At 74.3% G+C, this 23,249-nt stretch carries 28 protein-coding genes; 22 read left to right on the top strand and 6 right to left on the bottom strand.

Annotation, left to right across the window (positions count from 1 at the left end; all coding sequences use genetic code 11):
• The first annotated feature begins 148 nt into the window (after nt 1-148).
• The 3 genes from ACWH4W_RS29550 to ACWH4W_RS29540 all read left to right on the top strand — a co-directional run bounded on the left by ACWH4W_RS29550 (nt 149) and on the right by ACWH4W_RS29540 (nt 2,767).
• Nucleotides 149-1,123: an ABC transporter ATP-binding protein gene (locus tag ACWH4W_RS29550; protein WP_473078860.1), complete on the top strand. Its 975-nt coding sequence runs from the start codon at nt 149-151 to the stop codon at nt 1,121-1,123.
• An 86-nt stretch (nt 1,124-1,209) separates the two neighbouring features.
• Nucleotides 1,210-2,022 carry an ABC transporter permease gene (locus ACWH4W_RS29545; RefSeq protein WP_473078859.1) on the top strand — a complete coding sequence of 271 codons (813 nt, stop codon included), beginning with the start codon at nt 1,210-1,212 and terminating at the stop codon, nt 2,020-2,022.
• 34 nt (nt 2,023-2,056) lie between these two features.
• Nucleotides 2,057-2,767, top strand: coding sequence for an AAA family ATPase (locus ACWH4W_RS29540; protein WP_473078858.1), 711 nt, complete (start codon nt 2,057-2,059; stop codon nt 2,765-2,767).
• Between the two features lie 366 nt (nt 2,768-3,133).
• Here ACWH4W_RS29540 and ybaK read toward each other — a convergent pair whose 3' ends face one another.
• From ybaK to ACWH4W_RS29520, 4 genes are all read right to left on the bottom strand, one after another.
• A complete protein-coding gene (gene ybaK / locus ACWH4W_RS29535; protein ID WP_473078857.1) occupies nt 3,134-3,634 on the bottom strand; it encodes a Cys-tRNA(Pro) deacylase in 501 nt (166 codons plus the stop codon).
• Nucleotides 3,635-3,666: 32 nt separating this feature from the next.
• Nucleotides 3,667-4,407 (bottom strand): LON peptidase substrate-binding domain-containing protein, encoded by a 741-nt coding sequence (locus ACWH4W_RS29530; RefSeq protein WP_473078856.1) that lies wholly within the window; start codon nt 4,405-4,407, stop codon nt 3,667-3,669.
• An 11-nt stretch (nt 4,408-4,418) separates the two neighbouring features.
• Complete coding sequence (locus ACWH4W_RS29525; RefSeq protein WP_473078855.1) at nt 4,419-5,495, bottom strand: hypothetical protein; 1,077 nt, start codon at nt 5,493-5,495, stop codon at nt 4,419-4,421.
• 211 nt (nt 5,496-5,706) lie between these two features.
• Nucleotides 5,707-7,284, bottom strand: a complete 1,578-nt coding sequence (locus tag ACWH4W_RS29520) for an oxidoreductase (RefSeq protein WP_473078854.1) — start codon at nt 7,282-7,284, stop codon at nt 5,707-5,709.
• Between the two features lie 192 nt (nt 7,285-7,476).
• Here ACWH4W_RS29520 and hisD point away from each other — a divergent pair, with 192 nt between their 5' ends.
• The 8 genes from hisD to hisF are packed head-to-tail and all read left to right on the top strand — an operon-like array spanning nt 7,477 to nt 13,202.
• On the top strand, nt 7,477-8,802 hold the full coding sequence (gene hisD / locus ACWH4W_RS29515; protein WP_473078853.1) for a histidinol dehydrogenase: 1,326 nt from the start codon (nt 7,477-7,479) through the stop codon (nt 8,800-8,802).
• Nucleotides 8,799-9,911 (top strand): histidinol-phosphate transaminase, encoded by a 1,113-nt coding sequence (locus tag ACWH4W_RS29510; protein ID WP_473078852.1) that lies wholly within the window; start codon nt 8,799-8,801, stop codon nt 9,909-9,911. Before hisD ends, ACWH4W_RS29510 begins: the two co-directional genes overlap by 4 nt.
• Nucleotides 9,908-10,501: an imidazoleglycerol-phosphate dehydratase HisB gene (gene hisB, locus ACWH4W_RS29505; RefSeq protein WP_473078851.1), complete on the top strand. Its 594-nt coding sequence runs from the start codon at nt 9,908-9,910 to the stop codon at nt 10,499-10,501. The genes ACWH4W_RS29510 and hisB overlap by 4 nt, the downstream gene beginning before the upstream one ends.
• Nucleotides 10,498-10,656, top strand: a complete 159-nt coding sequence (locus ACWH4W_RS29500) for a hypothetical protein (RefSeq protein WP_198602581.1) — start codon at nt 10,498-10,500, stop codon at nt 10,654-10,656. Before hisB ends, ACWH4W_RS29500 begins: the two co-directional genes overlap by 4 nt.
• A 4-nt stretch (nt 10,657-10,660) precedes the next feature.
• A complete protein-coding gene (hisH, locus tag ACWH4W_RS29495) occupies nt 10,661-11,302 on the top strand; it encodes an imidazole glycerol phosphate synthase subunit HisH (RefSeq protein ID WP_473078850.1) in 642 nt (213 codons plus the stop codon).
• Nucleotides 11,303-11,306: 4 nt separating this feature from the next.
• Nucleotides 11,307-12,029: a bifunctional 1-(5-phosphoribosyl)-5-((5-phosphoribosylamino)methylideneamino)imidazole-4-carboxamide isomerase/phosphoribosylanthranilate isomerase PriA gene (priA, locus tag ACWH4W_RS29490; RefSeq protein WP_290007142.1), complete on the top strand. Its 723-nt coding sequence runs from the start codon at nt 11,307-11,309 to the stop codon at nt 12,027-12,029.
• A 16-nt stretch (nt 12,030-12,045) separates the two neighbouring features.
• Nucleotides 12,046-12,450 (top strand): Rid family hydrolase, encoded by a 405-nt coding sequence (locus tag ACWH4W_RS29485; protein WP_473078849.1) that lies wholly within the window; start codon nt 12,046-12,048, stop codon nt 12,448-12,450.
• A complete protein-coding gene (hisF, locus tag ACWH4W_RS29480) occupies nt 12,447-13,202 on the top strand; it encodes an imidazole glycerol phosphate synthase subunit HisF (protein ID WP_473078848.1) in 756 nt (251 codons plus the stop codon). Before ACWH4W_RS29485 ends, hisF begins: the two co-directional genes overlap by 4 nt.
• A gap of 3 nt (nt 13,203-13,205) precedes the next feature.
• On the opposite strand, the gene ACWH4W_RS29475 is transcribed toward hisF, so the two are convergent.
• Together ACWH4W_RS29475 and ACWH4W_RS29470 are read right to left on the bottom strand one after the other, a co-directional pair.
• Entirely contained in the window at nt 13,206-13,604 is a 399-nt protein-coding gene (locus tag ACWH4W_RS29475) for a VOC family protein (RefSeq protein ID WP_473078847.1), read from the bottom strand.
• A 23-nt stretch (nt 13,605-13,627) separates the two neighbouring features.
• Nucleotides 13,628-14,263, bottom strand: coding sequence for a TIGR03085 family metal-binding protein (locus ACWH4W_RS29470; protein WP_473078846.1), 636 nt, complete (start codon nt 14,261-14,263; stop codon nt 13,628-13,630).
• Between the two features lie 84 nt (nt 14,264-14,347).
• On the opposite strand from ACWH4W_RS29470, the gene hisI reads away from it, so the two are divergent.
• The 11 genes from hisI (at nt 14,348) to lgt (ending at nt 23,206) form a co-directional block, all read left to right on the top strand.
• The gene (gene hisI, locus ACWH4W_RS29465) at nt 14,348-14,791 is read left to right on the top strand and encodes a phosphoribosyl-AMP cyclohydrolase (protein ID WP_473078845.1); all 444 of its coding nucleotides are present in this window, start codon (nt 14,348-14,350) and stop codon (nt 14,789-14,791) included.
• A gap of 11 nt (nt 14,792-14,802) precedes the next feature.
• Entirely contained in the window at nt 14,803-16,296 is a 1,494-nt protein-coding gene (locus ACWH4W_RS29460; protein WP_473078844.1) for an anthranilate synthase component I, read from the top strand.
• A gap of 42 nt (nt 16,297-16,338) precedes the next feature.
• On the top strand, nt 16,339-16,980 hold the full coding sequence (locus ACWH4W_RS29455) for a TIGR02234 family membrane protein (protein WP_473078843.1): 642 nt from the start codon (nt 16,339-16,341) through the stop codon (nt 16,978-16,980).
• 124 nt (nt 16,981-17,104) lie between these two features.
• On the top strand, nt 17,105-17,356 hold the full coding sequence (locus ACWH4W_RS29450) for an HGxxPAAW family protein (RefSeq protein ID WP_473078842.1): 252 nt from the start codon (nt 17,105-17,107) through the stop codon (nt 17,354-17,356).
• A 76-nt stretch (nt 17,357-17,432) separates the two neighbouring features.
• A complete protein-coding gene (locus ACWH4W_RS29445) occupies nt 17,433-17,867 on the top strand; it encodes a DUF2752 domain-containing protein (protein ID WP_473078841.1) in 435 nt (144 codons plus the stop codon).
• A 119-nt stretch (nt 17,868-17,986) separates the two neighbouring features.
• Nucleotides 17,987-18,793, top strand: coding sequence for an indole-3-glycerol phosphate synthase TrpC (gene trpC / locus ACWH4W_RS29440; protein ID WP_106414678.1), 807 nt, complete (start codon nt 17,987-17,989; stop codon nt 18,791-18,793).
• Between the two features lie 21 nt (nt 18,794-18,814).
• Nucleotides 18,815-18,976, top strand: a complete 162-nt coding sequence (trpM, locus tag ACWH4W_RS29435) for a tryptophan biosynthesis modulator TrpM (protein WP_473078840.1) — start codon at nt 18,815-18,817, stop codon at nt 18,974-18,976.
• A gap of 181 nt (nt 18,977-19,157) precedes the next feature.
• Nucleotides 19,158-20,441, top strand: coding sequence for a tryptophan synthase subunit beta (gene trpB, locus ACWH4W_RS29430; protein ID WP_473078839.1), 1,284 nt, complete (start codon nt 19,158-19,160; stop codon nt 20,439-20,441).
• Nucleotides 20,438-21,253 (top strand): tryptophan synthase subunit alpha, encoded by an 816-nt coding sequence (gene trpA / locus ACWH4W_RS29425; RefSeq protein ID WP_473078838.1) that lies wholly within the window; start codon nt 20,438-20,440, stop codon nt 21,251-21,253. Before trpB ends, trpA begins: the two co-directional genes overlap by 4 nt.
• 90 nt (nt 21,254-21,343) lie before the next feature.
• Entirely contained in the window at nt 21,344-22,120 is a 777-nt protein-coding gene (locus tag ACWH4W_RS29420; protein WP_473078837.1) for a DsbA family protein, read from the top strand.
• Between the two features lie 87 nt (nt 22,121-22,207).
• Nucleotides 22,208-23,206 carry a prolipoprotein diacylglyceryl transferase gene (gene lgt, locus ACWH4W_RS29415; RefSeq protein ID WP_473078836.1) on the top strand — a complete coding sequence of 333 codons (999 nt, stop codon included), beginning with the start codon at nt 22,208-22,210 and terminating at the stop codon, nt 23,204-23,206.
• Nucleotides 23,207-23,249 lie beyond the last annotated feature (43 nt).

Raw genomic sequence — 23,249 nt, 5'->3', positions numbered from 1 at the left:
GCCGATCCCTCCCCTGACGTCCCGTGCGTCCCCCCGGCCGGGGCGGGGCGGAAGGGTGACCCGAGGGCGGGGGGACGGGGGCGACCCCGTAGGCTCGTCCCTTGTGAGTACGCGCGCGGCACAGGGACATCGGCACGGTGGTGACGTCGTGTGTGCGGTGCGCGGGCTGACCAAGACCTATCCGGCGGTGCGCGGACGGCGCGGGGTTCCGGCGACGCCCGAGGTGCGCGCCACCGACGACGTCGCCCTCGACATCGGGCGCGGTGAGATCTTCGGCCTGCTCGGTCCGAACGGCGCCGGAAAGTCCACCCTCGTGCGGCAGATGACCGGCCTGATGCGGCCCGACAGCGGCAGCGTCGAGATCCTCGGCCACGACATCGTCCGCCACCCCGAGCGGGCCTCCCGCATCCTCGCCTACCTCGGGCAGGAGTCCAGCGCCCTGGACGAGCTGACCGTGTCCCTGGCCGCCGAGACCACCGGCCGGCTGCGCGGGCTCGGCGCCCGGCAGGCGCGCGCCGAGCGCGACGCCGTGCTCGGCGAGCTGGGGCTCGGCACGATCGCCTCCCGCCCGCTGCGCAAACTCTCCGGGGGCCAGCGCCGGCTTGCCTGCTTCGCCGCCGCGCTGGTGGGGGAGCGGCCCCTGCTGGTGCTCGACGAGCCCACCACCGGCATGGACCCCGTGGCGCGGCGCGCCGTGTGGTCCGCCGTCGACCGGCGGCGCGCGGAGCACGGCACCACGGTGCTGCTGGTCACCCACAACGTCATCGAGGCCGAGACCGTGCTCGACCGGGTCGCCGTGCTCGACCGCGGCCGGGTCATCGCCTGCGACACCCCGGCCGGGCTGAAGGAACAGGTCGCCGGGGAGGTCCGGGTCGAGCTGGTGTGGCGCGAGGCCGCGCCGCTGCACGTGCCCGAGGTGGCCGCGCTGCGCGACCGGGCCGTCGAGTCCGGCCGCCGCTGGACCCTGCGGCTGGCGCCCGAGGAGGCCCGCACCGTCGTCGCCACCGTCACCGGCGGCGCCGCCTTCGCGGCCCTCGACGACTTCACGCTGGCCACGCCCAGCCTGGAGGACGTGTACCTGGCGCTGGGCGGCGCCGTGCGACAGGGACTGGTGAAGGTGTGAGCACACGGGCCGTGTCATCCGTACGGAACGGGGCGACCTCCGGAGCGGCTCCGGACGGATTCCCGAGCGAAGGGGAGCAGCACGACGTGAGTGTCGTACCCGCCGGCGCCCTGACCGCGGAGGGGGAGACCGTCGCGCCGCGACCCGCCGCGCTCGGTCCCCGTGCGCGGCTGTGGCCGTCCCTGGCGGCCGTGTACCGGGCGCAGCTGTCCCGGGCCCGGGTGGCGCGGATCCCGCTGCTCTTCGTGGCGACCTTCCAGTCGGTCGGGATCATGATCCTGATGCGCGGGGTCGTCGACGGCGGCGGGGAGGCGCGGGCCGTGGTGGCCGGCTCGTCCGTGCTGGTCGTCGCCTTCGTCGCGCTCAACCTGCTCGCGCAGTACTTCGGCCAGCTCCGCGCGAGCGGCGGGCTCGACCACTACGCCACCCTGCCCGTGCCGCCCGCGGCCGTGGTGCTGGGCGCGGCCGGCGCCTACGCGTCGTTCACCGTCCCCGGGACCGTCGTGACCGCCGTCTTCGGATGCGCCCTGTTCGGGCTGCCGCTCGCCCACCTGTGGATCCTGGCCGCGGTCATCCCCCTCGCGGGCGCCGCGCTCGCCGGGCTCGGCGCGGCCCTCGGCCTGCTCGCCCCCCGCCCCGAACTGGCCACCCTGCTCGGCCAGCTCGGCATGTCCGCGGCGCTGCTGCTCGGCGTGCTGCCGCCGGAGCGGATGCCGGAGGCCGTCCGCCTCGCCCGCGACCTGCTGCCGTCGACGTACGGCGTCGAGGCCTTCGCCCGGACCTTCGCCCCGCACCCCGACTGGGCCCATGTGCTCGGCGACCTCGCCGTGTGCGGAATGGTCGGGGTGATCTCGCTGGCCGTGGCGACCTGGGCGTACCGCAGGGCCGCCGTCCGGTGACGCGCCGCACAGCCGCGCCTGGCACGATGGCAGGGTGAGCGCACCCCTGACACCCCCGCCACCGCACGACCCCTCCGCGCACGGCCCCTCCGCGCACGACCCGTGGCAGCCGCCGTCCGGCGCTCCCGCCACCGGCGCGCACCGCTACGACGGGAAGCCCGGCGGCGCCGCGCACCCCCGGCACGACGAGGACGGCACCGGGTGGGCGAAGGAGATCCGGGAGGCGGCCGTGGCGGCCGTGGCGGTGGCGCTCGGCGGGGTGCTGCTCGGGGTGCTGTGGTGGTGGCTGGCGCCGCGCGTGCCGCTGGTGGGCGACGCGTCCGGTGACGCCTGGGTGGTCTACCTCCGGGACTCCGAGGGCGAGCAGAGCATCGGGGTGGACGGCACGTTCACGCTCATCGCCCTGGCCTGCGGCGCGCTGAGCGCCCTGGCGGTGTTCCTGGTGCGGCGGCGCGGCGGCGTCCCGCTGGTGGTGGCGCTGGCGGCCGGCGGGCTGCTCGGGTCGGTGCTGGCCTGGCGGCTCGGGGTGTGGCTCGGCCCCTCGCAGGACGTGATCGCGCAGGCCAGGAGCGCGGGGAAGGGCGTCACCTTCGACGCCCCGCTGGAGCTGAACGCGAAGGGCGCGCTGCTGGCGTGGCCGTTCGCGGCGCTGGTGTTCCACCTCGGCCTGACGGCGCTGTTCGGGCCGCGCGACCCGGAGGAGTGGCCGCCGCCGAACGCGCAGCAGCCGCAGCGGACCGCGTAAGGGCGCCGCCCGGCACCGCGCCTTCGGCCGGGCCGGCCCCGGGCTCCGCCCGCCGCTGTCTGGTCCGCCCCCTGCGCTCGCGCGTCCGCTTCGACCCGCCTTCGCACCTGGCCGAGGGCACGGGCGCCGTCGGCCAGGTACGGAACGGGCCGCGCCGCGGGCTTACGGCGGCACGCCACCCCCGCCCCGTGGTGTCCGCGGCCGCGCACGACCGAGGCGCCCTGACGAGCGCCGTGCGGGGCCGGCGGGGCGCCGTCGCAGCGCGTGGCGTTCCGGTCGGAGGCTCGGGCGCGACCTCGTCGTGCGGGGCTCGCGCACGGGCCGGGGGCCGGACGGCGTCGGGTCCCCGGCCGGTGCGGGGCCGCGCTACACCCGGCCGATCGGCGCCAGGGTCGCCGACGTCAGGTGCGCCAGGTCACCGGGGGCGAGTTCGACCTCCAGGCCGCGGCGGCCCGCCGAGACGCAGATCGTCTCGTGCCGGCACGCGGACTCGTCCAGCACCGTCGGCAGCTTCTTGCGCTGGCCCAGCGGCGAGATGCCGCCCCGCACATAGCCGGTGGTGCGCTCCGCCAGCGCCGGGTCGGCCATCGCCGCCCGCTTGCCGCCGGCCGCCGAGGCGAGCGCCTTGAGGTCCAGTTGGCCCGCGACCGGCACCACCGCCACGGTCAGGGCGCCGTCGACGTCCGCCACCAGCGTCTTGAAGACCCGGTCGGGGGAGACGCCCATCGCCTCGGCGGCCTCCTCGCCGTAGCTCGGGTGGGAGGGATCGTGGTCGTAGGAGTGCACCGTGAACGGCACCCCGGCCGCGGTGAGCGCCACCGTGGCGGGCGTGCCGCCCGACTGCTGCTTCTTGGACTTCTTGGCCATGCCGGTCGCCGCTCCGCACACATCAGTGATCGTCAGTTGAGACTTGTCGGCGCCCGCGTCAGCTCCGACGCGGGCAACGACGGAAGATTACGGATGATCGCCGTCTCGGTGCGCAGCAATTTCAGCTCGTCGCGCAGCCGGGACGCGGTGTCCGGCGCCTGGAGGAGCCGCTGCCGGGTCGGCGTGTCCAGCATCATCGCCGCGGCGACCAGGTACGACACCACGCTGGGTTCGTCCGGCAGCTCCGTGTCGGAGGACAGCGACCGCTCCCGCGCCCCGGCCAGCCGCTTCTGGTACTGCCGGAACGCCCGCAGCACGCCCTCCGCGAACGTCCCCGCCTCCTCGCCCGGATCCTCCTCCAGCGGCTCCAGCTCGGCCGTGAGGAAGGGGCCGGAGGCGTCGACCGACAGCAGCCGCACCCGGGTGGTGCCGGTCGCCAGCACCTCGAAGGTGCCGTCGGGCCGCTCGCGGATCGTCGCCGCGTCGGCGACACAGCCCACCTTGTGGAAGGCGCGCAGCGGGTCGGCGCCGAAACCGGCCGCCGGGCCCCGCTCGGGCACGGCCGTGGGGTCGGGCAGGCCGGGGGCGCTCGGCGCCACCTCGTGGCCGTCCCGGATCGCCACCACGGCGAACCGCCGTGGCTCGTCCTCCGGGGTCTTCAGCAGCTCGCGCATCATGGCGCGATAACGCTCCTCGAAGACGTTGAGCGGGAGCACGAGCCCCGGGAACAGCACCGTGTTCAGGGGGAAGAGCGGAAGCCGGACGGTGGTCACGTCGCAAGAGCCTAATGGCCGCCGGGGTCCGGCCGTCCGCGACGTTCGCTCCCCGGACGCCCGGGGACGGTGACGGAGGTGTCCGTTCCGGTCGCTTCGGCGCCCGACGCGACCGCCCGCAGCACGTCCTGGCGGACCTCCAGGAACCGCCCCAGCGGGTCGCCCGCGTCCCGGTCCCAGGGGAGGGACGTGGCGTACGGGCCGGTCAGCCGGAACTGCTCCAGCGCGTCTTGCCGGCGCCCCAGCCGGTCCAGGACGTAGGCCAGCAGGTTGCGCAGCTCGGCCGGCCACGGCTGGGCCGCTGGCAGCCGCGCCGACAGGGCGGCCGCCCGGTCGGCGGCCGCGTCCAGCCGGGCCCGTTCCACGGCCGGGCCGCAGCCGTCGGTGAGGTAGCCGAACGCGGCCCGCAGCGGCAGCGCCTGGGTGAGCGAGCCCTCCGGCGCGTCCTGCGCGGCCGTGTCGGCGAAGTCGAAGCACTCGCGGTGCGAGCCGTGCCAGGAGGACGCCAGATAGCGCAGGGCCGCCACATGGCAGCCGTGGTGGTGCGGGGCGCGCCGCACCGCCGCCTCCCACAGTTCCTCGAAGTAGGTGTGGCCGGCGCGCGCGCCGCGCGCGTGGTCCAGGGCCAGCCGCCACGGCACCGGGTCGCGGTGGTCGGCGCGGGCGGCCGCGGTGATCAGCGGGCTCACCTCGCGCAGCAGCTCGGCGCGGGCCGGCGAGTCCCAGACCCGGTCCACCGCCCGCTGGGCGTCCACCAGCAGCGCGTCCGGGTCGCGCGGGGCGCGGGCCCGCCAGGCGTCCAGCCACTCGGGCCGCGACCGCGCGAACGCGGCCAGCCGGCGCACGTAGCGGTCGCGGTGCTCCCAGGCGGCCTGACGCCGGGTGGCGACGAGGAGTCCGGCGGCGGGCGCGTGGTCGCCGGCCGCGGCCCCGACCAGTGCCCGGCCCAGGTCGTCGTCCGGCGCGTCGAGGAGCACCTCGTCGTCGGCGGGCAGCGCGACCGGAGCGGGGGGCGCGGCGCCCGTCCGCTTCCCCCGCACCCGTGACGTGCGCGTGAACGCGTGCAGCAGAGCCATGGTGTCGACCATTGAAGGACCGCAGGTCATGACCGCGCCAGACCCCACGCGGAACTCGCGGAAAGTTGTACGGGCGCCGGTCAAGGGCCGGTAAAAAGCGGACGGCTCCCCAGGTGACCAGGGCCTCGGCGGCCCCGCCTGTCGCACGCGCCGCCGGTTCCGGGGCGCCCCGTGTCCGCTCGGCCGTCGCGCGGTCCCCCGCGCCTCAGAGGGACGCGGTCACTCACGTACGCCGCAGCGTGCGGGTCGCCCCCGCCGCCACCGTCGTCGCCAGGACCCAGCCCAGCAGGATGAACGCCGCCGACAGCCACTGCCAGCCGCCGCGCAGCTGCCAGAACCCCACCTGCCCCAGGTCGATCACCGGGAGCAGCAGATCCAGGGCGAACAGCGCCGGGTTCCAGTCCGGGTGCTCGCCGGCCTTCAGCGGTGGATGGTCCGCCCGTGCGAAGGCCACCGAACCGGCCGCCCACAGCACCGCCATCCACACCGCCGCCCGGCCCGGGCGGTACCCGTAGGCGACCGTCCAGTCCTGCGCGTAGCCCCAGAGCTTCGCGGCGAGCGGCAGGCTCTCGCGGCGCCGCCGCTGCTTGGCCAGCAGCACCTCGCGGGCGTCCTCGTCCGCCCCGCTCTCCCGCAGCACGGCCGCCAGCCGCTCGTACGGCTCCGGGTTGTACTCGGCGCTCGCCGCGTCCACCCAGCGCAGCCGCAGCGCCAGCGGGAACGGGCCGCGCGGTACCAGGTTCTCGTAGGCGAAGCCGCCCATGTGCAGCCGGCCCGGTCCGGGCCAGCTGTCCGCCCGGTCCACCAGGTTCACCACCCGCGCCCCCGACAGCACCACCCGCCCGCGCGCCGGCCGCTGCCCGAGGAAGCGCAGCTCCGGTGTCTGCACCCGGCGCAGCGACAGCTCCTGCTCGTCGGTGAAGGTGAACGAGGCCCCCTCGAAGTCGACCGCGTCCCCGAACCGTCCGTCGTCCAGCCGGATCCCGCCCTCGCACGTGAACCGCTGGATGCGCGTGCCCCGCGCGGGGGTCATGCCGCTGCGGGCGTGCGCCCCCACCCCGGCCGGGGTGAGGTACAGCGAGCGCTCGACGGTCAGCTGCGGCGCGTTCAGCGCGAGCCGGGCGTGCGGGTTGACCAGCCGGGCGCCGCGCAGGCCCATGGACACCCCGACGGTGGCGCCGCGCAGGCTCAGCTCGCCGTACGACTCCAGCATCTCCGCCTGGAGGTCCTGGCCGACGCTCATCCCGTCGCCGGCTATGGAGCGGCCGCTGCGGTCGCGGTGCACGACCGCCTGGTTGAGCAGCAGGTCCGTGCCGATCCGGGCGTCGGTGAGCCGGATGCCGCCCAGGAAGCGGCAGCGCGGCAGGTGCAGATCGCCCTCGGTGCTCAGCCGGGCGGCCTCCAGCCGGGGCACGGAGCAGTCCACCAGCCGCAACGTGGTGAACCGTGCCTCCGGCAGCAGCACGTCCCGCTCGAAACGGCAGCCGCGCATCTCCACGTACGGCTCGACCGTGCCCCCGGCCAGGTCCAGCGGGCCGCTGATCCGCACGCCGACCAGCTTCAGCGAGGAGACGCGGCCGGCCAGCGGGGGCGGGCCGTCCAGCAGCAGCCAGCACACCACCCGGGCCCGGACGGTGCGCCCGGGTCCCCAGGGGTGCCCTCCGTGCGGGTCGTCGACCAGCGCGTCGCCGCAGCTCAGGTCGTACACGCTGCCGTTGCGGAAGGCCTGCCACATCCCCGCCTCCGCGGCGGTCAGGTGCTCCGGCGGCTCGCCGTCCTGCGATCTCACCCCCTCGGCCACGGAACTCCCCTCCTCCTCATTACTCACGGGTTCATCGCTTCGTACAGCCGTTCATGCCCGGTGCGGTGACGTGCTGAACACGGAAAGTGAAGAAGATGTTGAAAACGAGTGCGGACCGTCACGAGGAGGGTGACGTATCAGCCACTGGAACAGGCGGACGTGCTCCGGAGCGGGTCTGAGAGAATTGAGCACGTGATCTCGCGAATCGACCTGCGCGGCGACGCCCTCCCCGAGGGCCCCGCCCTGCGTGACCTGCTGCCCCGTGCCGACTTCGACGTCGCGGCCGCCCTGGAGAAGGTGCGGCCCATCTGCGAGGACGTGCACCATCGCGGCGACGCGGCGCTGATCGACTTCGCCGAGCGCTTCGACGGCGTGAGGCTGGACCAGGTCCGGGTGCCCGCCGCCGCGCTGGAGCGCGCGCTGGAGGAGCTCGACCCGGCCGTGCGCGCCGCCCTGGAGGAGTCGATCCGCCGCGCCCGCCTCGTCCACCGCGCGCAGCGCCGCACCACCCACACCACCCAGGTCGTGCCCGGCGGCACGGTCACCGAGAAGTGGGTGCCGGTCGACCGCGTCGGCCTGTACGCGCCCGGCGGCCGGTCCGTCTACCCGTCCTCCGTGATCATGAACGCGGTGCCCGCCCAGGAGGCCGGCGTCCCGTCCCTCGCGCTCGCCTCCCCGGCCCAGGCCGACTTCGGCGGGCTGCCGCACCCCACCATCCTGGCCGCCTGCGCCCTGCTCGGCGTCGACGAGGTGTACGCGGCCGGCGGGGCCACCGCCGTCGCGATGTTCGCGTACGGCACCGAGTCCTGCCCGCCCGCCACGATGGTCACCGGCCCCGGCAACATCTGGGTCGCCGCCGCCAAGCGGTACTTCACCGGGAAGATCGGCATCGACGCCGAGGCCGGCCCGACCGAGATCGCGATCCTCGCGGACGCCACCGCCGACCCGGTGCACGTCGCCTCCGACCTGATCAGCCAGGCCGAGCACGACCCGCTGGCCGCCGCCGTCCTGGTCACCGACTCCACCGACCTCGCGGACGCGGTGGTCAAGGAGCTGGAGCCGCAGGTCAAGGCCAGCAAGCACGTCGAGGAGCGGATCGCGCCCGCCCTCGGCGGCAGGCAGTCCGCCGTCGTGCTGGTCGACGGCATCGACGAGGGCCTGCGGGTCGTCGACGCCTACGGCGCCGAGCACCTGGAGATCCAGACCGCCGACGCCGCCGCGGTCGCCGACCGGGTGCGCAACGCCGGCGCGATCTTCGTCGGCCCCTGGTCCCCGGTCTCCCTCGGCGACTACGCGGCCGGCTCCAACCACGTGCTGCCCACCGGCGGCTGCGCCTGCCACTCCTCGGGCCTGTCCGTGCAGTCCTTCCTGCGCGGCATCCACATCGTCGACTACACCGAGGACGCCCTCGCCGAGGTCGCGCACCACGTGGTCACGCTGGCGGAGGCGGAGGACCTGCCCGCGCACGGCGCGGCGATCAAGGCCAGGTTCGGCTGGAAGGTGCCCGGGAGCAAGTGAGCGACGTGAGCATCGACGATCTCCCCGTGCGGGACGAGCTGCGCGGCAAGTCCCCCTACGGCGCGCCCCAGTTGGACGTTCCCGTACGGCTGAACACCAACGAGAACCCCTACCCGCTGCCCGAGCCGCTGGTCGAGCGGATCGCCGAGCGGGTCCGCGAGGCCGCCCGGGACCTCAACCGCTACCCCGACCGGGACGCGGTCGAGCTGCGCACCCGGCTGGCCGCGTACCTGACGAGGACCACCGGCCACCCGGTCGCCCTGGAGAACGTGTGGGCGGCCAACGGCTCCAACGAGGTCCTCCAGCAACTGCTGCAGACCTTCGGCGGACCCGGCCGCACCGCGCTCGGCTTCGAGCCCTCGTACTCGATGCACGGTCTGATCGCGCGCGGCACCGGCACCGGCTGGGTCTCCGGGCCGCGCGGCGAGGACTTCTCCCTCGACCTGCCCGCCGCCGAGAAGGCGATCGCCGAGCACCGGCCCGACGTCGTCTTCGTCACCACCCCCAACAACCCCACCGGCACCGCGGTCCCCGCCGACGAGGTGCGCGCGCTGTACGACGCCGCGCAGGCCGCGAGGCCCTCGATCGTGATCGTCGACGAGGCGTACGTGGAGTTCAGCCACGGCGACTCGCTGCTGCCGCTGCTCGACGGGCGCCCCCGCCTGGTGATCTCCCGCACCATGTCGAAGGCGTTCGGCGCGGCAGGCCTGCGCCTCGGCTACCTGGCCGCGCACCCCGCGGTCGTCGACGCCGTCCAGTTGGTGCGGCTGCCGTACCACCTGTCGGCGGTCACCCAGGCGACCGCGCTGGCCGCCCTGGAGCACACCGACACCCTGCTCGGCTACGTCGAGCAGCTCAAGGCGGAGCGCGACCGGCTGGTCGCCGAACTGCGCTCCCTGGGCTACGAGGTGACCGACTCCGACGCCAACTTCGTCCAGTTCGGCCGCTTCCCCGACTCCCACGCCGTATGGCGGCAGATCCTCGACCGGGGCGTCCTGGTCCGGGACAACGGCGTACCGGGATGGCTGCGGGTCACCGCGGGCACCCCGTCCGAGAACGACGCGTTCCTCGACGCGGTACGTGACATCAAGAAGGAGCAGAGCGCATGACCCGCGTAGGACGCGTGGAACGCACCACCAAGGAAACCTCCGTGCTCGTCGAGATCGACCTCGACGGCACCGGGAAGACGGAGATCTCCACCGGGGTCGGCTTCTACGACCACATGCTCGACCAGCTCGGCCGGCACGGACTGTTCGACCTGACCGTGAAGACCGAGGGCGACCTGCACATCGACTCCCACCACACCATCGAGGACACCGCCCTCGCGCTCGGCGCCGCCTTCAAGCAGGCGCTCGGCGACAAGGTGGGCATCTACCGCTTCGGCAACTGCACGGTCCCGCTGGACGAGTCGCTCGCCCAGGTCACCGTCGACCTCTCCGGCCGCCCCTACCTCGTGCACACCGAGCCCGAGAACATGGCGCCGATGATCGGCTCCTACGACGTGACGATGACCCGGCACATCCTGGAGTCCTTCGTCGCCCAGGCGCAGATCGCGCTGCACGTGCACGTGCCCTACGGGCGCAACGCCCACCACATCGTGGAGTGCCAGTTCAAGGCCCTCGCCCGGGCCCTGCGCTACGCCTGCGAGCGCGACCCGCGCGCGGCCGGCATCCTGCCCTCCACGAAGGGCGCGCTGTGAACGGACTGTCCACCGTCCTGATCGTCCTCGGCCTCTTCTTCGTCGGCGGGATCATCTCCTTCGCCAAGCAGAAGATGCCGACGAGCCTGATCGTGCTGCTGTCCGTCGGTGCCGCGCTCTGCATCGTCACGGGCCTGCTGCAACTGGAGGTGTGAGCCCTTGAGCACCACCAAGAAGGTCGTGGTCTTCGACTACGGCTTCGGCAACGTCCGCTCCGCCGAGCGCGCCCTCGCGCGCGCCGGGGCCGACGTCGAGATCACCCGCGACTTCGACACGGCGATGAACGCCGACGGCCTGCTCGTGCCCGGCGTCGGCGCCTTCGCCGCCTGCATGACGGGTCTCAGGGAGGCCCGCGGCGACTGGATCGTCGACCGCCGCCTGGCCGGCGGCCGCCCGGTCATGGGCATCTGCGTCGGCATGCAGATCCTCTTCGCCCGCGGCATCGAGCACGGCGTCGAGGCCGAGGGCCTCGACGAGTGGCCCGGCTCGGTCGAGCCGCTCCAGGCCGACGTCGTGCCCCACATGGGCTGGAACACCGTGGACGCCCCGGAGGGCTCCCGGCTCTTCGCCGGTCTGGACGCGGACGCGCGCTTCTACTTCGTGCACTCCTACGCCGTCCACGACTGGACGTTCGAGACCGCGAACCCGGCCATGGAGGCCCCGCTCGTCACCTGGACCACCCACGGCAGGCCCTTCGTGGCCGCCGTGGAGAACGGCGCCCTGTGGGCCACCCAGTTCCACCCCGAGAAGTCCGGCGACGCCGGCGCCCAGCTCCTCACCAACTGGATCGGAACCCTGTAGAGACATGGCCAAGCTCGAACTCCTCCCCGCCGTCGACGTCCGCGACGGCCAGGCCGTCCGCCTCGTGCACGGCGAGTCCGGCACCGAGACCTCCTACGGCTCGCCGCTGGAGGCCGCGCTCGCCTGGCAGCGCTCCGGCGCCGAGTGGCTGCACCTGGTCGACCTGGACGCCGCGTTCGGCACCGGCGACAACCGCGAGCTGATCGCGGAGGTGGCCCGGGCGATGGACATCAAGGTGGAGCTGTCCGGCGGCATCCGCGACGACGACACCCTCGCCGCCGCCCTCGCCACCGGCTGCACCCGCGTCAACCTGGGCACGGCCGCCCTGGAGACCCCCGAGTGGGTCGCCAAGGTCATCGCCGAGCACGGTGACAAGATCGCCGTCGGCCTCGACGTGCGCGGCACCACCCTGCGCGGCCGCGGCTGGACCCGCGACGGCGGCGACCTCTACGAGACGCTGGACCGCCTGAACAAGGAGGGCTGCGCCCGCTACGTCGTCACCGACATCGCCAAGGACGGCACCCTCCAGGGCCCCAACCTGGAGCTGCTGAGGAACGTCTGCGCCGCCACCGACCGCCCGGTCGTCGCCTCCGGCGGGGTGTCCTCGCTGGACGACCTGCGGGCGATCGCCGAGCTGGTCCCGCTCGGCGTCGAGGGCGCCATCGTCGGCAAGGCCCTGTACGCCAAGGCGTTCACCCTGGAAGAGGCCCTGGAGGCCACGTCATGAGACGGGACACGGTCCGATGACGCCGGAAGCCGTGCGGCGCGTGCAGAGCGGGAACCCCTGGGAGGAGACCCTCGGCTCCGCGCGCGCCGTCGCGGCCGGCGACCTCGTCCTGGTCGCGGGCACCACCGCGTTCCGGGGCGACGTGCTGCACGGGGAGGGCGACCCGTACGAGCAGGCCAAGGCGGCCTTCGCCCACGCGCTGGAGGCGCTCGGACAGTTCGGGCTCGGCGCGGGGTCCGTGATCCGCACCCGCCTCCATCTCGCCCACGCGCGGGACGTGGACGAGGCCTGCCGCGCGCACAAGGAGCTGTTCGACGCGGTCCGCCCGGTCACCACGCTGCTGGTGGTCGAGGGCTTCGTCGACTCGCGCGTACTGGTCTCAGTGGAACTCGAAGCATTCAGAGGAGCCGTGGAGTCATGACCCTGGCGGTCCGAGTCATCCCCTGCCTGGACGTGGACGGCGGCCGGGTCGTCAAGGGCGTCAACTTCCAGAACCTGCGCGACGCGGGCGACCCCGTCGAGATGGCCAAGGTGTACGACGCCGAGGGCGCCGACGAGCTGACGTTCCTGGACATCACCGCCTCCTCCGGCAACCGCGAGACCACCTACGACGTGGTCCGCCGCACCGCCGAGCAGGTGTTCATCCCGCTCACCGTGGGCGGCGGCGTGCGCACCGCCGAGGACGTCGACAAGCTGCTGCGGGCCGGCGCCGACAAGGTCGGCGTGAACACCGCCGCCATCGCCCGGCCCGACCTCATCCGCGAGATCGCCGAGCGGTTCGGCCGCCAGGTGCTCGTCCTCTCGGTCGACGCCCGGCGCACCGAGGGCGGGTCCTTCGAGGTCACCACGCACGGCGGCCGCCGCGGCACCGGCATCGACGCCGTGGAGTGGGCGCACCGCGCCGCCGAGCTGGGCGCGGGCGAGATCCTGCTCAACTCCATGGACGCCGACGGCACCAAGGACGGCTACGACCTGGAGATGATCGCCGCCGTGCGCAAGCACGTCACGATCCCCGTGATCGCCTCCGGCGGCGCCGGCAAGCTCGCCGACTTCCCGCCCGCGGTCGCCGCCGGCGCGGACGCGGTGCTGGCCGCCTCGGTGTTCCACTTCGGCGACCTGCGCATCGGCGAGGTCAAGCAGACCCTCAGGGACGCCGGCCACCCGGTGCGGTGATCCTCAGCCGAGCGGCTGCGTGAGCTGGATCAGATTGCCGACGGTGTCGTCCAGCAGCGCGGTCAGCACCGGGCCCTGCCTCTCCGGCTCCCGGACGAAGTGGACGCCCTCCCCGCGCAGCCGCTCGAACTCCGCGCGGAGGTCGTCCACGGAGAACACGATCGCCGGCAGCCCCGCCTCGCGCACCGCACGGCGGTAGGGCTCCGCGAGCGGCCCGTCGCCCGGCTCGAGCAGCAGCTCCAGATCGGGCTGGGCGCCCGCGCGCGCCCCCACGGTGACGAACGGCGCGCCGCCGCCCGGGTCCACATGGGTGCGGGTCTCGAAGCCGAGCACCCGGGTGTAGAAGGCGTGCGCCCTGGCCACGTCCTCCACGTACACACTCGTCATGGCGACCTTGATCACGAGCTGTGCCTTTCCGGAGTGGATCAGATGCCGAGCTGTTTGGTGGCGCGCAGCTCGGCGATCGCGTTCTCGTCGCCGTCCAGCCCGACCTTCGCGGCGCTCTGCCGGCCGTACCCGAACACCACCAGCTCGGACGGCTCCCCGGTCACCGTCACCACCGGGGCCCCGCGGCGCGCCACCGCCGTCTGCCCGTCCGACCGGCGCAGCACCAGTCCGGTCGGCACCCCGCGGCCCAGCAGCCGGGCCGAACGCTCCAGCCGCGACCACAGGGCGTCCTGGAACACCGGGTCCAGCTCGCGCGGCGTCCAGTCCGGCTGCGCCCGGCGGACGTCCTCCGCGTGCACGTAGAACTCGATCACGTTCGACATCTCGTCGACCTGCTTGAGCGAGAAGGGGGAGAAGCGCGGCGGGCCGGTGCGGATCAGCCGGATCAGCTCGTCGTACGGCTTCGCCAGGAACTCCGCCGTCACCCGCTCCAGACGGGGCGCCAGCTGCTTCACCAGGATGCCGCCCGCCGCGTCCGGACGGCGTTCGCGCACCACCACGTGCGCGGCCAGGTCCCGGGTGGTCCAGCCCTCGCAGAGGGTGGGCGCGTCCGGGCCCGCGGTCTCCAGCAGGTCGGCCAGGAGGAGGCGTTCACGCTTGGCATGGGTCGACATGCCAGCCAGCCTACGGGGGGCCGTCGCGTCCGGACAGTGGACGAGGGCGCGGACGCACCGGGCGTGCGCGGCACAATGGTCCCCATGACCAGCACGCCCGCCCGTCGCCCGGCCACCGCACCCCAGGGAGGCGCTTCGCGCCGCAGCGCTCCGCCCAGCCGCCTCGACCCGGAGATCGCCGCGCGCCTCAGGCGCACCCCCGACGGCCTCCTGCCCGCGATCGCCCAGCAGTACGACACCGGCGAGGTGCTGATGCTGGGCTGGATGGACGACGAGGCGCTGCACCGCACCCTCACCACCGGCCGCTGCACCTACTGGTCGCGCAGCCGCCAGGAGTACTGGGTCAAGGGCGACACCTCCGGGCACGTCCAGCGGGTGAAGTCGGTCGCGCTGGACTGCGACGCGGACACCGTGCTGGTGAAGGTCGACCAGGTGGGCGCCGCCTGCCACACCGGCGACCGCACCTGCTTCGACGCCGACGTGCTGCTGAAGGACGCCGGTACCGGCGTACCCGCCGCGGATCAGTAGGGTCTGCCGCCATGGACCTCGAGACCTTCCGCAAGCTCGCCGCCGACCGCCGGGTCGTCCCGGTCACCCGCAAGCTCCTCGCCGACGGCGACACCCCGGTCGCGCTCTACCGCAAGCTCGCCGCCGAACGCCCCGGCACCTTTCTGCTGGAATCCGCGGAGAACGGGAGGTCCTGGTCCCGCTACTCCTTCGTCGGCGTACGGTCGGCCGCCACCCTCACCGAGCGCGACGGGCAGGCCCACTGGGAGGGCGCCCCGCCCGTCGGCGTGCCCGTCGACGGCGACCCGCTCGCCGCGCTGCGCGCCACCCTGCAGACCCTGCACACCCCGCGCGACCTCGCCCAGGACCTCGGCCTGCCGCCCTTCACCGGCGGCATGGTCGGCTACCTCGGCTACGACATCGTGCGCCGCCTGGAGAAGATCGGCCCCGGCGAGCGGGACGACCTGAGGCTCCCCGAGCTGACCATGCTGCTCACCAGCGACCTCGCCGTCATGGACCACTGGGAGGGCGCCGTCTGGCTGATCGCCAACGCGATCAACCACAACGACCTGGAGACCGGCGTCGACGAGGCGTACGCGGACGCCGTGGCCCGCCTCGACGCCATGGAGGCCGACCTGGCCCGCCCGGTGGCCCAGCCCCCCGCGGTGCTGCCGCCCTCCGAGCTGCCCGAGTACACCGCGCTGTGGGGCGGGCCCGACTTCCGGCGGGCCGTCGAGGACGTCAAGGAGCGCATCCGCGCGGGCGAGGCCTTCCAGGTCGTCCCCTCCCAGCGGTTCGAGACGCCCTGCACCGCGAGCGCCCTCGACGTCTACCGGGTGCTGCGGGCCACCAACCCGTCGCCGTACATGTACCTGTTCCGGTTCGACGGCTTCGACGTGGCCGGGTCGTCGCCCGAGGCGCTGGTGAAGGTCGAGGACGGGCAGGCGATGGTGCACCCCATCGCCGGCACCCGGCACCGCGGCGCCACCCCGCAGGAGGACCAGGCGCTCGCCGAGGAACTGCTCGCCGACCCCAAGGAGCGCGCCGAGCACCTGATGCTCGTGGACCTCGGCCGCAACGACCTCGGACGGGTCTGCGAACCCGGCTCCGTCGAGGTCGTCGACTTCATGTCGATCGAGCGCTACTCGCACGTGATGCACATCGTCTCCACGGTCACCGGGCGGGTCGCCGCCGGCCGCACCGCCTTCGACGTGCTCACCGCCTGCTTCCCGGCCGGCACCCTCTCCGGCGCCCCCAAGCCCCGCGCCCTGCGGATCATCGACGAACTCGAGCCCTCCCGGCGCGGCCTGTACGGCGGCTGCGTCGGCTACCTCGACTTCGCCGGCGACTCCGACACGGCCATCGCCATCCGCACCGCCCTGCTGCGCGACGGCACCGCGTACGTGCAGGCCGGCGCGGGGGTCGTGGCCGACTCCGATCCGGCTGCCGAGGACACCGAGTGCCGCAACAAGGCGGCCGCGGTGCTGCGCGCCGTCCACACCGCGAACCGGCTCGGTGACGGCTGACACAGCCCCCCGGATGCCGTGACGCCCGGGGTCCGCGCGATAGTGGAGGACGTGACTGCCGCACCCAGCCCCCGTCCCGAGCCCGCCGGCCCCTCCCGGACCGGCCGCACGAGCCTCGCCGCTGCCCTGCTGAGCGGCGCCCTCGGCGCGGCCGTGGCCCTGCTCGCCACCCGGCAGCAGTGGTCGGAGGGCACCGCGACGGTGGCCGGCGGCGCGTTCCCGCTGACCGCCAAGGGCAGCGACGTGACCGGCGTGCCCGCCGCGCTGGCCGTCGTCGGGCTCGCCGCCCTGGTCGCCGTCTTCGCCGTGCGCCGGGCCGGCCGCCTCGCGGTCGCCGCGGTGCTCGCCCTCTCCGGGGCCGGCACCGTCGCCGCCGCGCTGCTCGGGGCGTCCGACTCCACCGCCCTCGACGAGAAGGCCGCGCAGGCGTCCGGCGACGCGTCCGCGACCGTCGGAGCCCTCTCCCACACCGCCTGGCCGTACGTGGCCGCCGTCGGCGGACTGCTGCTGCTGGCCGCCGGCCTGCTCGCGCTGCGGTACGGGCGCCTGTGGCCCGCCATGTCCGGCCGCTACGAACGCAACGGGGCCCCCCGCCCGCGCCGGGCGGCCGCCCCCGCCGACCCGGACCGCCCCGAGGAGCTCTGGAAGGCCCTCGACCGGGGCGAGGACCCCACCGGCGCCTGAGCCGGGCGACCCGCCCGAGGCCGACCCGCCCACGGCCGACCCCGGCGCACGGCGGCCCGGCGTGTGCGGGACAATGGGGACGAGCGTCCCGCTCACCCACGCACACGGCAACGAGGAGCAAGCAATGGCGGGCAGCAGCCACGGTCACACCCCGGCCGCCTGGACCGGTGTCATCATCGCCTTCATCGGTTTCTGCGCCGCGGGCGCGTTCATGGTGATGGACCAGCCCGTGGGCTTCTGGGCCGGCATGGGCGTCGTCCTCCTCGGCGGCGTGGTCGGCGCCGTCATGCGCTCGATGGGGCTGGGTCAGCCGAAGAGCGACCACCCGGTGCACGAGACCACCGGCGACCGCCAGCCGGCCGGCGCCCAGGGCTGAGCCCCGCGGACCACTCCGCACGGGGGCGGCATCCGGCCGTGAGCCGGAGCCGCCCCCGCGGCGCGTCCGGGGGACAATGCCTCCCGTGAACGCCCCGAGCCCCCACGCGGCCCCCGGCCGGGCGGCCCGGCTGGCCGCCCCCGCCGGCCTGCTCGCCGCCGTGACCGCGGCCTTCGCCTACGTCGCCGCCGTCGATCCCAACGAGCCCGGCCACTACCCGGTCTGCCCGCTGCTGGGCCTCACCGGCCTGTACTGCCCCGGCTGCGGCGGGCTGCGCAGCGCCCACGCCGTCGCCCACGGCGATCTGCCGGCCGCCCTCCAGGCCAACGCCCCCGCCGTCCTCGGCTACGCGGCCTTCGCCGTGCTGTGGACCGTCTGGGCGGTCCGCGCGGCGCGCGGCCGGCCCTTCCGCCTCGACCCGCCGCCCGCGGTGCTGTGGACGGTGGGCGGGCTGCTGCTCGCCTTCACGGTGATCCGGAACACGCCGTTCGGCGGCTGGCTGCACCCGTGAACGAGGGGTGATCGTCCAGGTGCTGGACGTCGCCTCGGCCGGATGCGGGGCATTCGACCCGCTCCGGATACCATCGCAGGGACCAGCCAAGTCCGACCGTCAGGAAGGGGGCCGCTCGCGTGAGTGTGCTCGACGAGATCATCGACGGAGTCCGTGCCGACCTGGCGGAGCGGCAGGCGCGCGTCAGCCTCGACGAGCTCAAGGAGCGCGCGGCCAAGGCCCCCGCCGCCAAGGACGGCGTGGCCGCCCTGCGCGGTGACGGCGTCAAGGTGATCTGCGAGGTGAAGCGCTCCAGCCCCTCCAAGGGCGCGCTGGCCGCGATCGCCGACCCGGCGGCGCTCGCCGCCGACTACGAGGCGGGCGGCGCCTCCGTCATCTCCGTCCTCACCGAGCAGCGCCGCTTCGGCGGTTCGCTGGCCGACCTGGAGGCCGTCCGCGCCCGGGTGGACATCCCCGTGCTGCGCAAGGACTTCATCGTCACGTCGTACCAGCTCTGGGAGGCCCGCGCGTACGGCGCCGACCTGGCGCTGCTGATCGTGGCAGCCCTGGAGCAGTCCGCCCTGGAGTCGCTGATCGAGCGCGCCGAGTCCATCGGTCTCACCCCGCTGGTCGAGGTGCACGACGAGGACGAGGTGGAGCGGGCGGTCGACGCCGGCGCCAAGGTCATCGGCGTCAACGCGCGCAACCTCAAGACCCTCGAGGTCGACCGCGGCACCTTCGAGCGGGTCGCCCCCGAGATCCCGGCCCACCTCGTGCGGGTCGCCGAGTCCGGCGTGCGCGGTCCGCACGACCTGATCGCCTACGCCAACGCCGGGGCCGACGCCGTCCTGGTCGGCGAGTCCCTGGTGACCGGCAAGGACCCGAAGACGGCGGTCGCCGACCTGGTCGCCGCGGGCGAGCACCCGGCCCTGCGCCACGGCCGCTGAGACCCCGCCGGGCCGACCCCGATGACGCTTCCCCGACTCGCACGTGGCTGCCGGCCCCGCGGCTGCCGTGCCCCCGCCCGCCGGGTGCACGGCCGCAGGGTCCGCTACGTCATCGGCGACGAACCGGGCCAGGTGAACGGACGGCGATGGCAGCGCCCCGTCAGGGGCGCGGGGCTCCACTGATCTGCGGCTCCGCCGCGTGGGCGCGACAAGCCGCGCACGGCGGGTGACCGACCGACAGCCTCCGCCCCGGCAGGGGCGCGGGGAACTGCGCGACCGGCCGTCCACGGCCCGCAGCCGACGCATCACCCCGCCCCCCACGGCGCTCAGTGTTTTCTCGACACACCCACCGTGAGGTACACGCATGCCCAGCACCTTCTTCATCCCCGACCCGGAGGGCCAGGTCCCCTCTCCGGAGGGTTACTTCGGCGCCTTCGGCGGCGCGTTCATCCCCGAGGCCCTCGTCGCCGCCGTCGACGAGGTCGCCGTCGCGTACGACAAGGCCAAGGCCGACCCCGAGTTCGCCCGGGAACTCGACGACCTCCTGGCCCACTACACCGGCCGCCCCAGCGCCCTCACCGAGGTCCCCCGCTTCGCCGAGCACGCCGGCGGCGCCCGGATCTTCCTCAAGCGCGAGGACCTGAACCACACCGGCTCGCACAAGATCAACAACGTGCTCGGCCAGGCCCTGCTCACCAAGCGCATGGGCAAGACCCGCGTCATCGCCGAGACCGGCGCCGGACAGCACGGCGTGGCCACCGCCACCGCCTGCGCCCTGTTCGGCCTCGAGTGCACGATCTACATGGGTGAGATCGACACGCGGCGCCAGGCCCTCAACGTGGCCCGGATGCGCATGCTCGGCGCCGAGGTCGTCGCCGTGAAGTCCGGCAGCCGCACGCTCAAGGACGCCATCAACGAGGCGTTCCGCGACTGGGTCGCCAACGTCGACCGCACCCACTACCTGTTCGGCACCGTCGCCGGACCGCACCCCTTCCCGGCGATGGTCCGCGACTTCCACCGCGTCATCGGCGTCGAGGCCCGCCGCCAGCTGCTGGAGCGCGCCGGACGCCTGCCCGACGCCGCGGTCGCCTGCGTCGGCGGCGGCTCCAACGCCATCGGCCTGTTCCACGCGTTCCTCCCCGACGAGAGCGTCCGCCTGATCGGCTGCGAGCCCGCCGGACACGGCATCGAGACCGGCGAGCACGCCGCCACCCTCACCGCGGGCGAGCCCGGCATCCTGCACGGCTCCCGCTCCTACGTCCTCCAGGACGACGAGGGCCAGATCACCGAGCCGTACTCGATCTCCGCCGGCCTGGACTACCCCGGCATCGGCCCCGAGCACGCCCACCTCAAGGACAGCGGCCGCGGCGAGTACCGCGCGGTCACCGACGACGCCGCCATGCGGGCCCTGCGCCTGCTGTCGCGCACCGAGGGGATCATCCCGGCCATCGAGTCCGCGCACGCCCTGGCCGGCGCCCTGGAGGTCGGCAGGGAGCTGGGCGGGGACGGGCTGATCGTCGTCAACCTCTCCGGACGCGGCGACAAGGACATGGACACCGCGGCCCGCTACTTCGGGCTGTACGACACGGACGCCGAGGTCGACGAGAACGCCTCCGGCACCGCCGAGATCGAGGGGGACGCCAAGTGAGCGGGAACGTGCGGCTGCTGAGCGACACCCTCGCCGCGGCGAAGGCGGAGGGCCGCGCCGCCCTCATCGCCTACCTCCCGGCCGGGTTCCCGACCGTGGACGGCGGCATCGAGGCGGTCAAGGCGGCCCTGGAGGGCGGCGCCGACGTCGTCGAGGTGGGGCTGCCGCACAGCGACCCCGTCCTGGACGGCCCGGTCATCCAGACCGCCGACGACATCGCCCTGCGCGGCGGGGTGCGCATCGCCGACGTGATGCGCACGGTGCGCGAGGCCCACGCGGCCACAGGCGCGCCGATCCTCGTCATGACGTACTGGAACCCCGTCGACCGCTACGGCGTGGAGCGGTTCACCGCCGAGCTCGCGGAGGCCGGGGGCGCCGGGTGCATCCTGCCCGACCTGCCGGTCCAGGAGTCCGCGCTGTGGCGGGAGCACGCCGAGAAGCACGGGCTCGCCACGGTCTTCGTGGTCGCGCCCAGCAGCAAGGACGAGCGGCTCGCCGAGATCACCGCGGCCGGCAGCGGCTTCGTCTACGCCGCCTCCCTCATGGGCGTCACCGGCACCCGTGAGTCGGTCAGCTCGCAGGCCGAGGACCTGGTGCGGCGCACCCGCGCCACCACCGGCACCCCCGTGTGCGTCGGACTCGGCGTCTCCACCCCCGCGCAGGCCGCGGAGGTCGCCCGGTTCGCCGACGGGGTGATCGTCGGCTCCGCCTTCGTCAAGCGGATGCTGGACGCGCCCGACGCCGCGGCGGGCGTCGAGGCGGTCCGCGCCCTCGCCGGGGACCTGGCCCAGGGAGTGCGCGGGCAGGCGTGACCACCGGCCGGCGGGCCGCCGGGGTCCCTCGTACGGGTGGACCTGGGACCGGGGAGGCGCTGGGCGCCTCCCCGGTTCGTTCTGCGGGGTGTGAGCGAGAAGAACCGTGAGGGAAAGCGCACCGCCCGGGAGCGGCTGGCGGTCGAGCGCGAGAAGCAGAAGGCGGCGGAGAAGCGGCGCCGCACCCTGATCGTGGGTGCGAGCGTGGTCTGCGTCCTGGGGCTCGCGGCGGTGATCGGCGTCGTCGCGGCCAACGCGGGCGGGGACGACGAGAGCAAGGCGTCCGGTCCGGTCGTGGCGCCGTCGGGGGCCCAGGGCAAGGACGGCCTGGCCGTCCCGGTGGGCGAGGAGGACGCCGAGACCACCCTCACGGTGTGGGAGGACTTCCGCTGCCCCGCCTGCAAGTCCTTCGAGCAGAACTACCGCTCGACGCTGAACGAGCTGACCGAGGCCGGCCGGCTGAAGGTCGAGTACCACCTGGTCACGCTGATCGACGGCGGCCTCGGCGGCAGCGGCTCGCTGAACGCGGCCAACGCCGCCGCGTGCGCCCAGGACGCGGGGAAGTTCGCCGCGTACCACGACGTGCTGTTCGACAACCAGCCGGCGGAGACCGACGACGCCTTCTCCGACGACGCCAAGCTGCTCGACCTGGCGAGCAAGGTCGACGGGCTCGACACCCCCGAGTTCCGCGCCTGCGTCGAGGACGGCACGCACGACAGCTGGGTGGTCAAGTCCAACGAGGCCTTTCAGAAGGGCGGCTTCAGCGGCACCCCGACGGTGCTGTTCGAGGGCCAGAACATCTACCAGGACCGTTCCATGACGCCCGAGAAGCTCAAGCAGATGGTCGAGGAGGCCGGCGCGTCCTAGGGGCCGCGTCCCCGAGGGGCCTGTTATGGAGCCGTTGCCGGGCTGCCTGCCGTGCGGGCGGCCCGGCACGGTAGCGTCGGTCCTGCCATGGAACTTGCCTACATTCCCAGCCCGTCGAGCGGGGTGCTGTACCTCGGCCCCGTCCCGCTGCGCGGCTACGCGTTCTGCATCATCATCGGCGTCTTCGTTGCCGTCTGGCTCGGCAACAAGCGCTGGATCGCCCGGGGCGGGCGGGCCGGCACGGTCGCGGACATCGCCGTCTGGGCCGTGCCGTTCGGTCTGGTCGGCGGCCGGCTCTACCACGTGATCACGGACTACCAGCTGTACTTCAGCGAGGGCCGCGACTGGGTGGACGCCTTCAAGATCTGGGAGGGCGGCCTCGGCATCTGGGGCGCCATCGCCCTGGGCGCGCTCGGCGCGTGGATCGGCTGCCGCCGCCGCGGCATCCCGCTGCCCGCGTACGCCGACGCCATCGCTCCCGGCATCGCTCTCGCGCAGGCCATCGGCCGCTGGGGCAACTGGTTCAACCAGGAGCTGTACGGGAAGCCCACCGACCTGCCGTGGGCGGTGGAGATCACCTCTTCCTCCGACGGCCGGATGCCGGGCACCTACCACCCGACGTTCCTCTACGAGTCGCTGTGGTGCGTCGGCGTGGCGCTGCTGGTGATCTGGGCCGACCGGCGCTTCACGCTCGGCCACGGCCGCGCCTTCGCCCTGTACGTCGCCGGGTACTGCGCGGGCCGGTTCTGGATCGAGTACATGCGCGTGGACGAGGCGCACCACATCCTCGGCCTGCGGTTGAACAACTGGACGGCGATCCTGGTCTTCCTGCTGGCGGTGCTGTACATCGTGCTGTCCGCGCGGAAGCGCCCGGGCCGGGAGGCCGTGGTCGAACCCGGCGCCGACGGCGACGGACCCGCGGACGGGGAGAAGAAGGCCGACGGCGACGCGACCGGGGAGGCGGACGCCTCCGGCGAGGACGCGAAGGCGGGCGACACCACGGACGTCGGCGACTCCGGCGAACCCGACGACCCCGACGACCCCGAGGAGTCCAGGGACGGGGCCGGGTCGGCCAAGAAGGGCTGACCGCCCGCCGTACGCGTGCCGAGGGCGCCCGGGGACACCCCGG

Source organism: Streptomyces sp. DSM 120436 (genome assembly GCF_055778765.1).
This window is presented reverse-complemented; position numbering and strand designations above follow the sequence as displayed.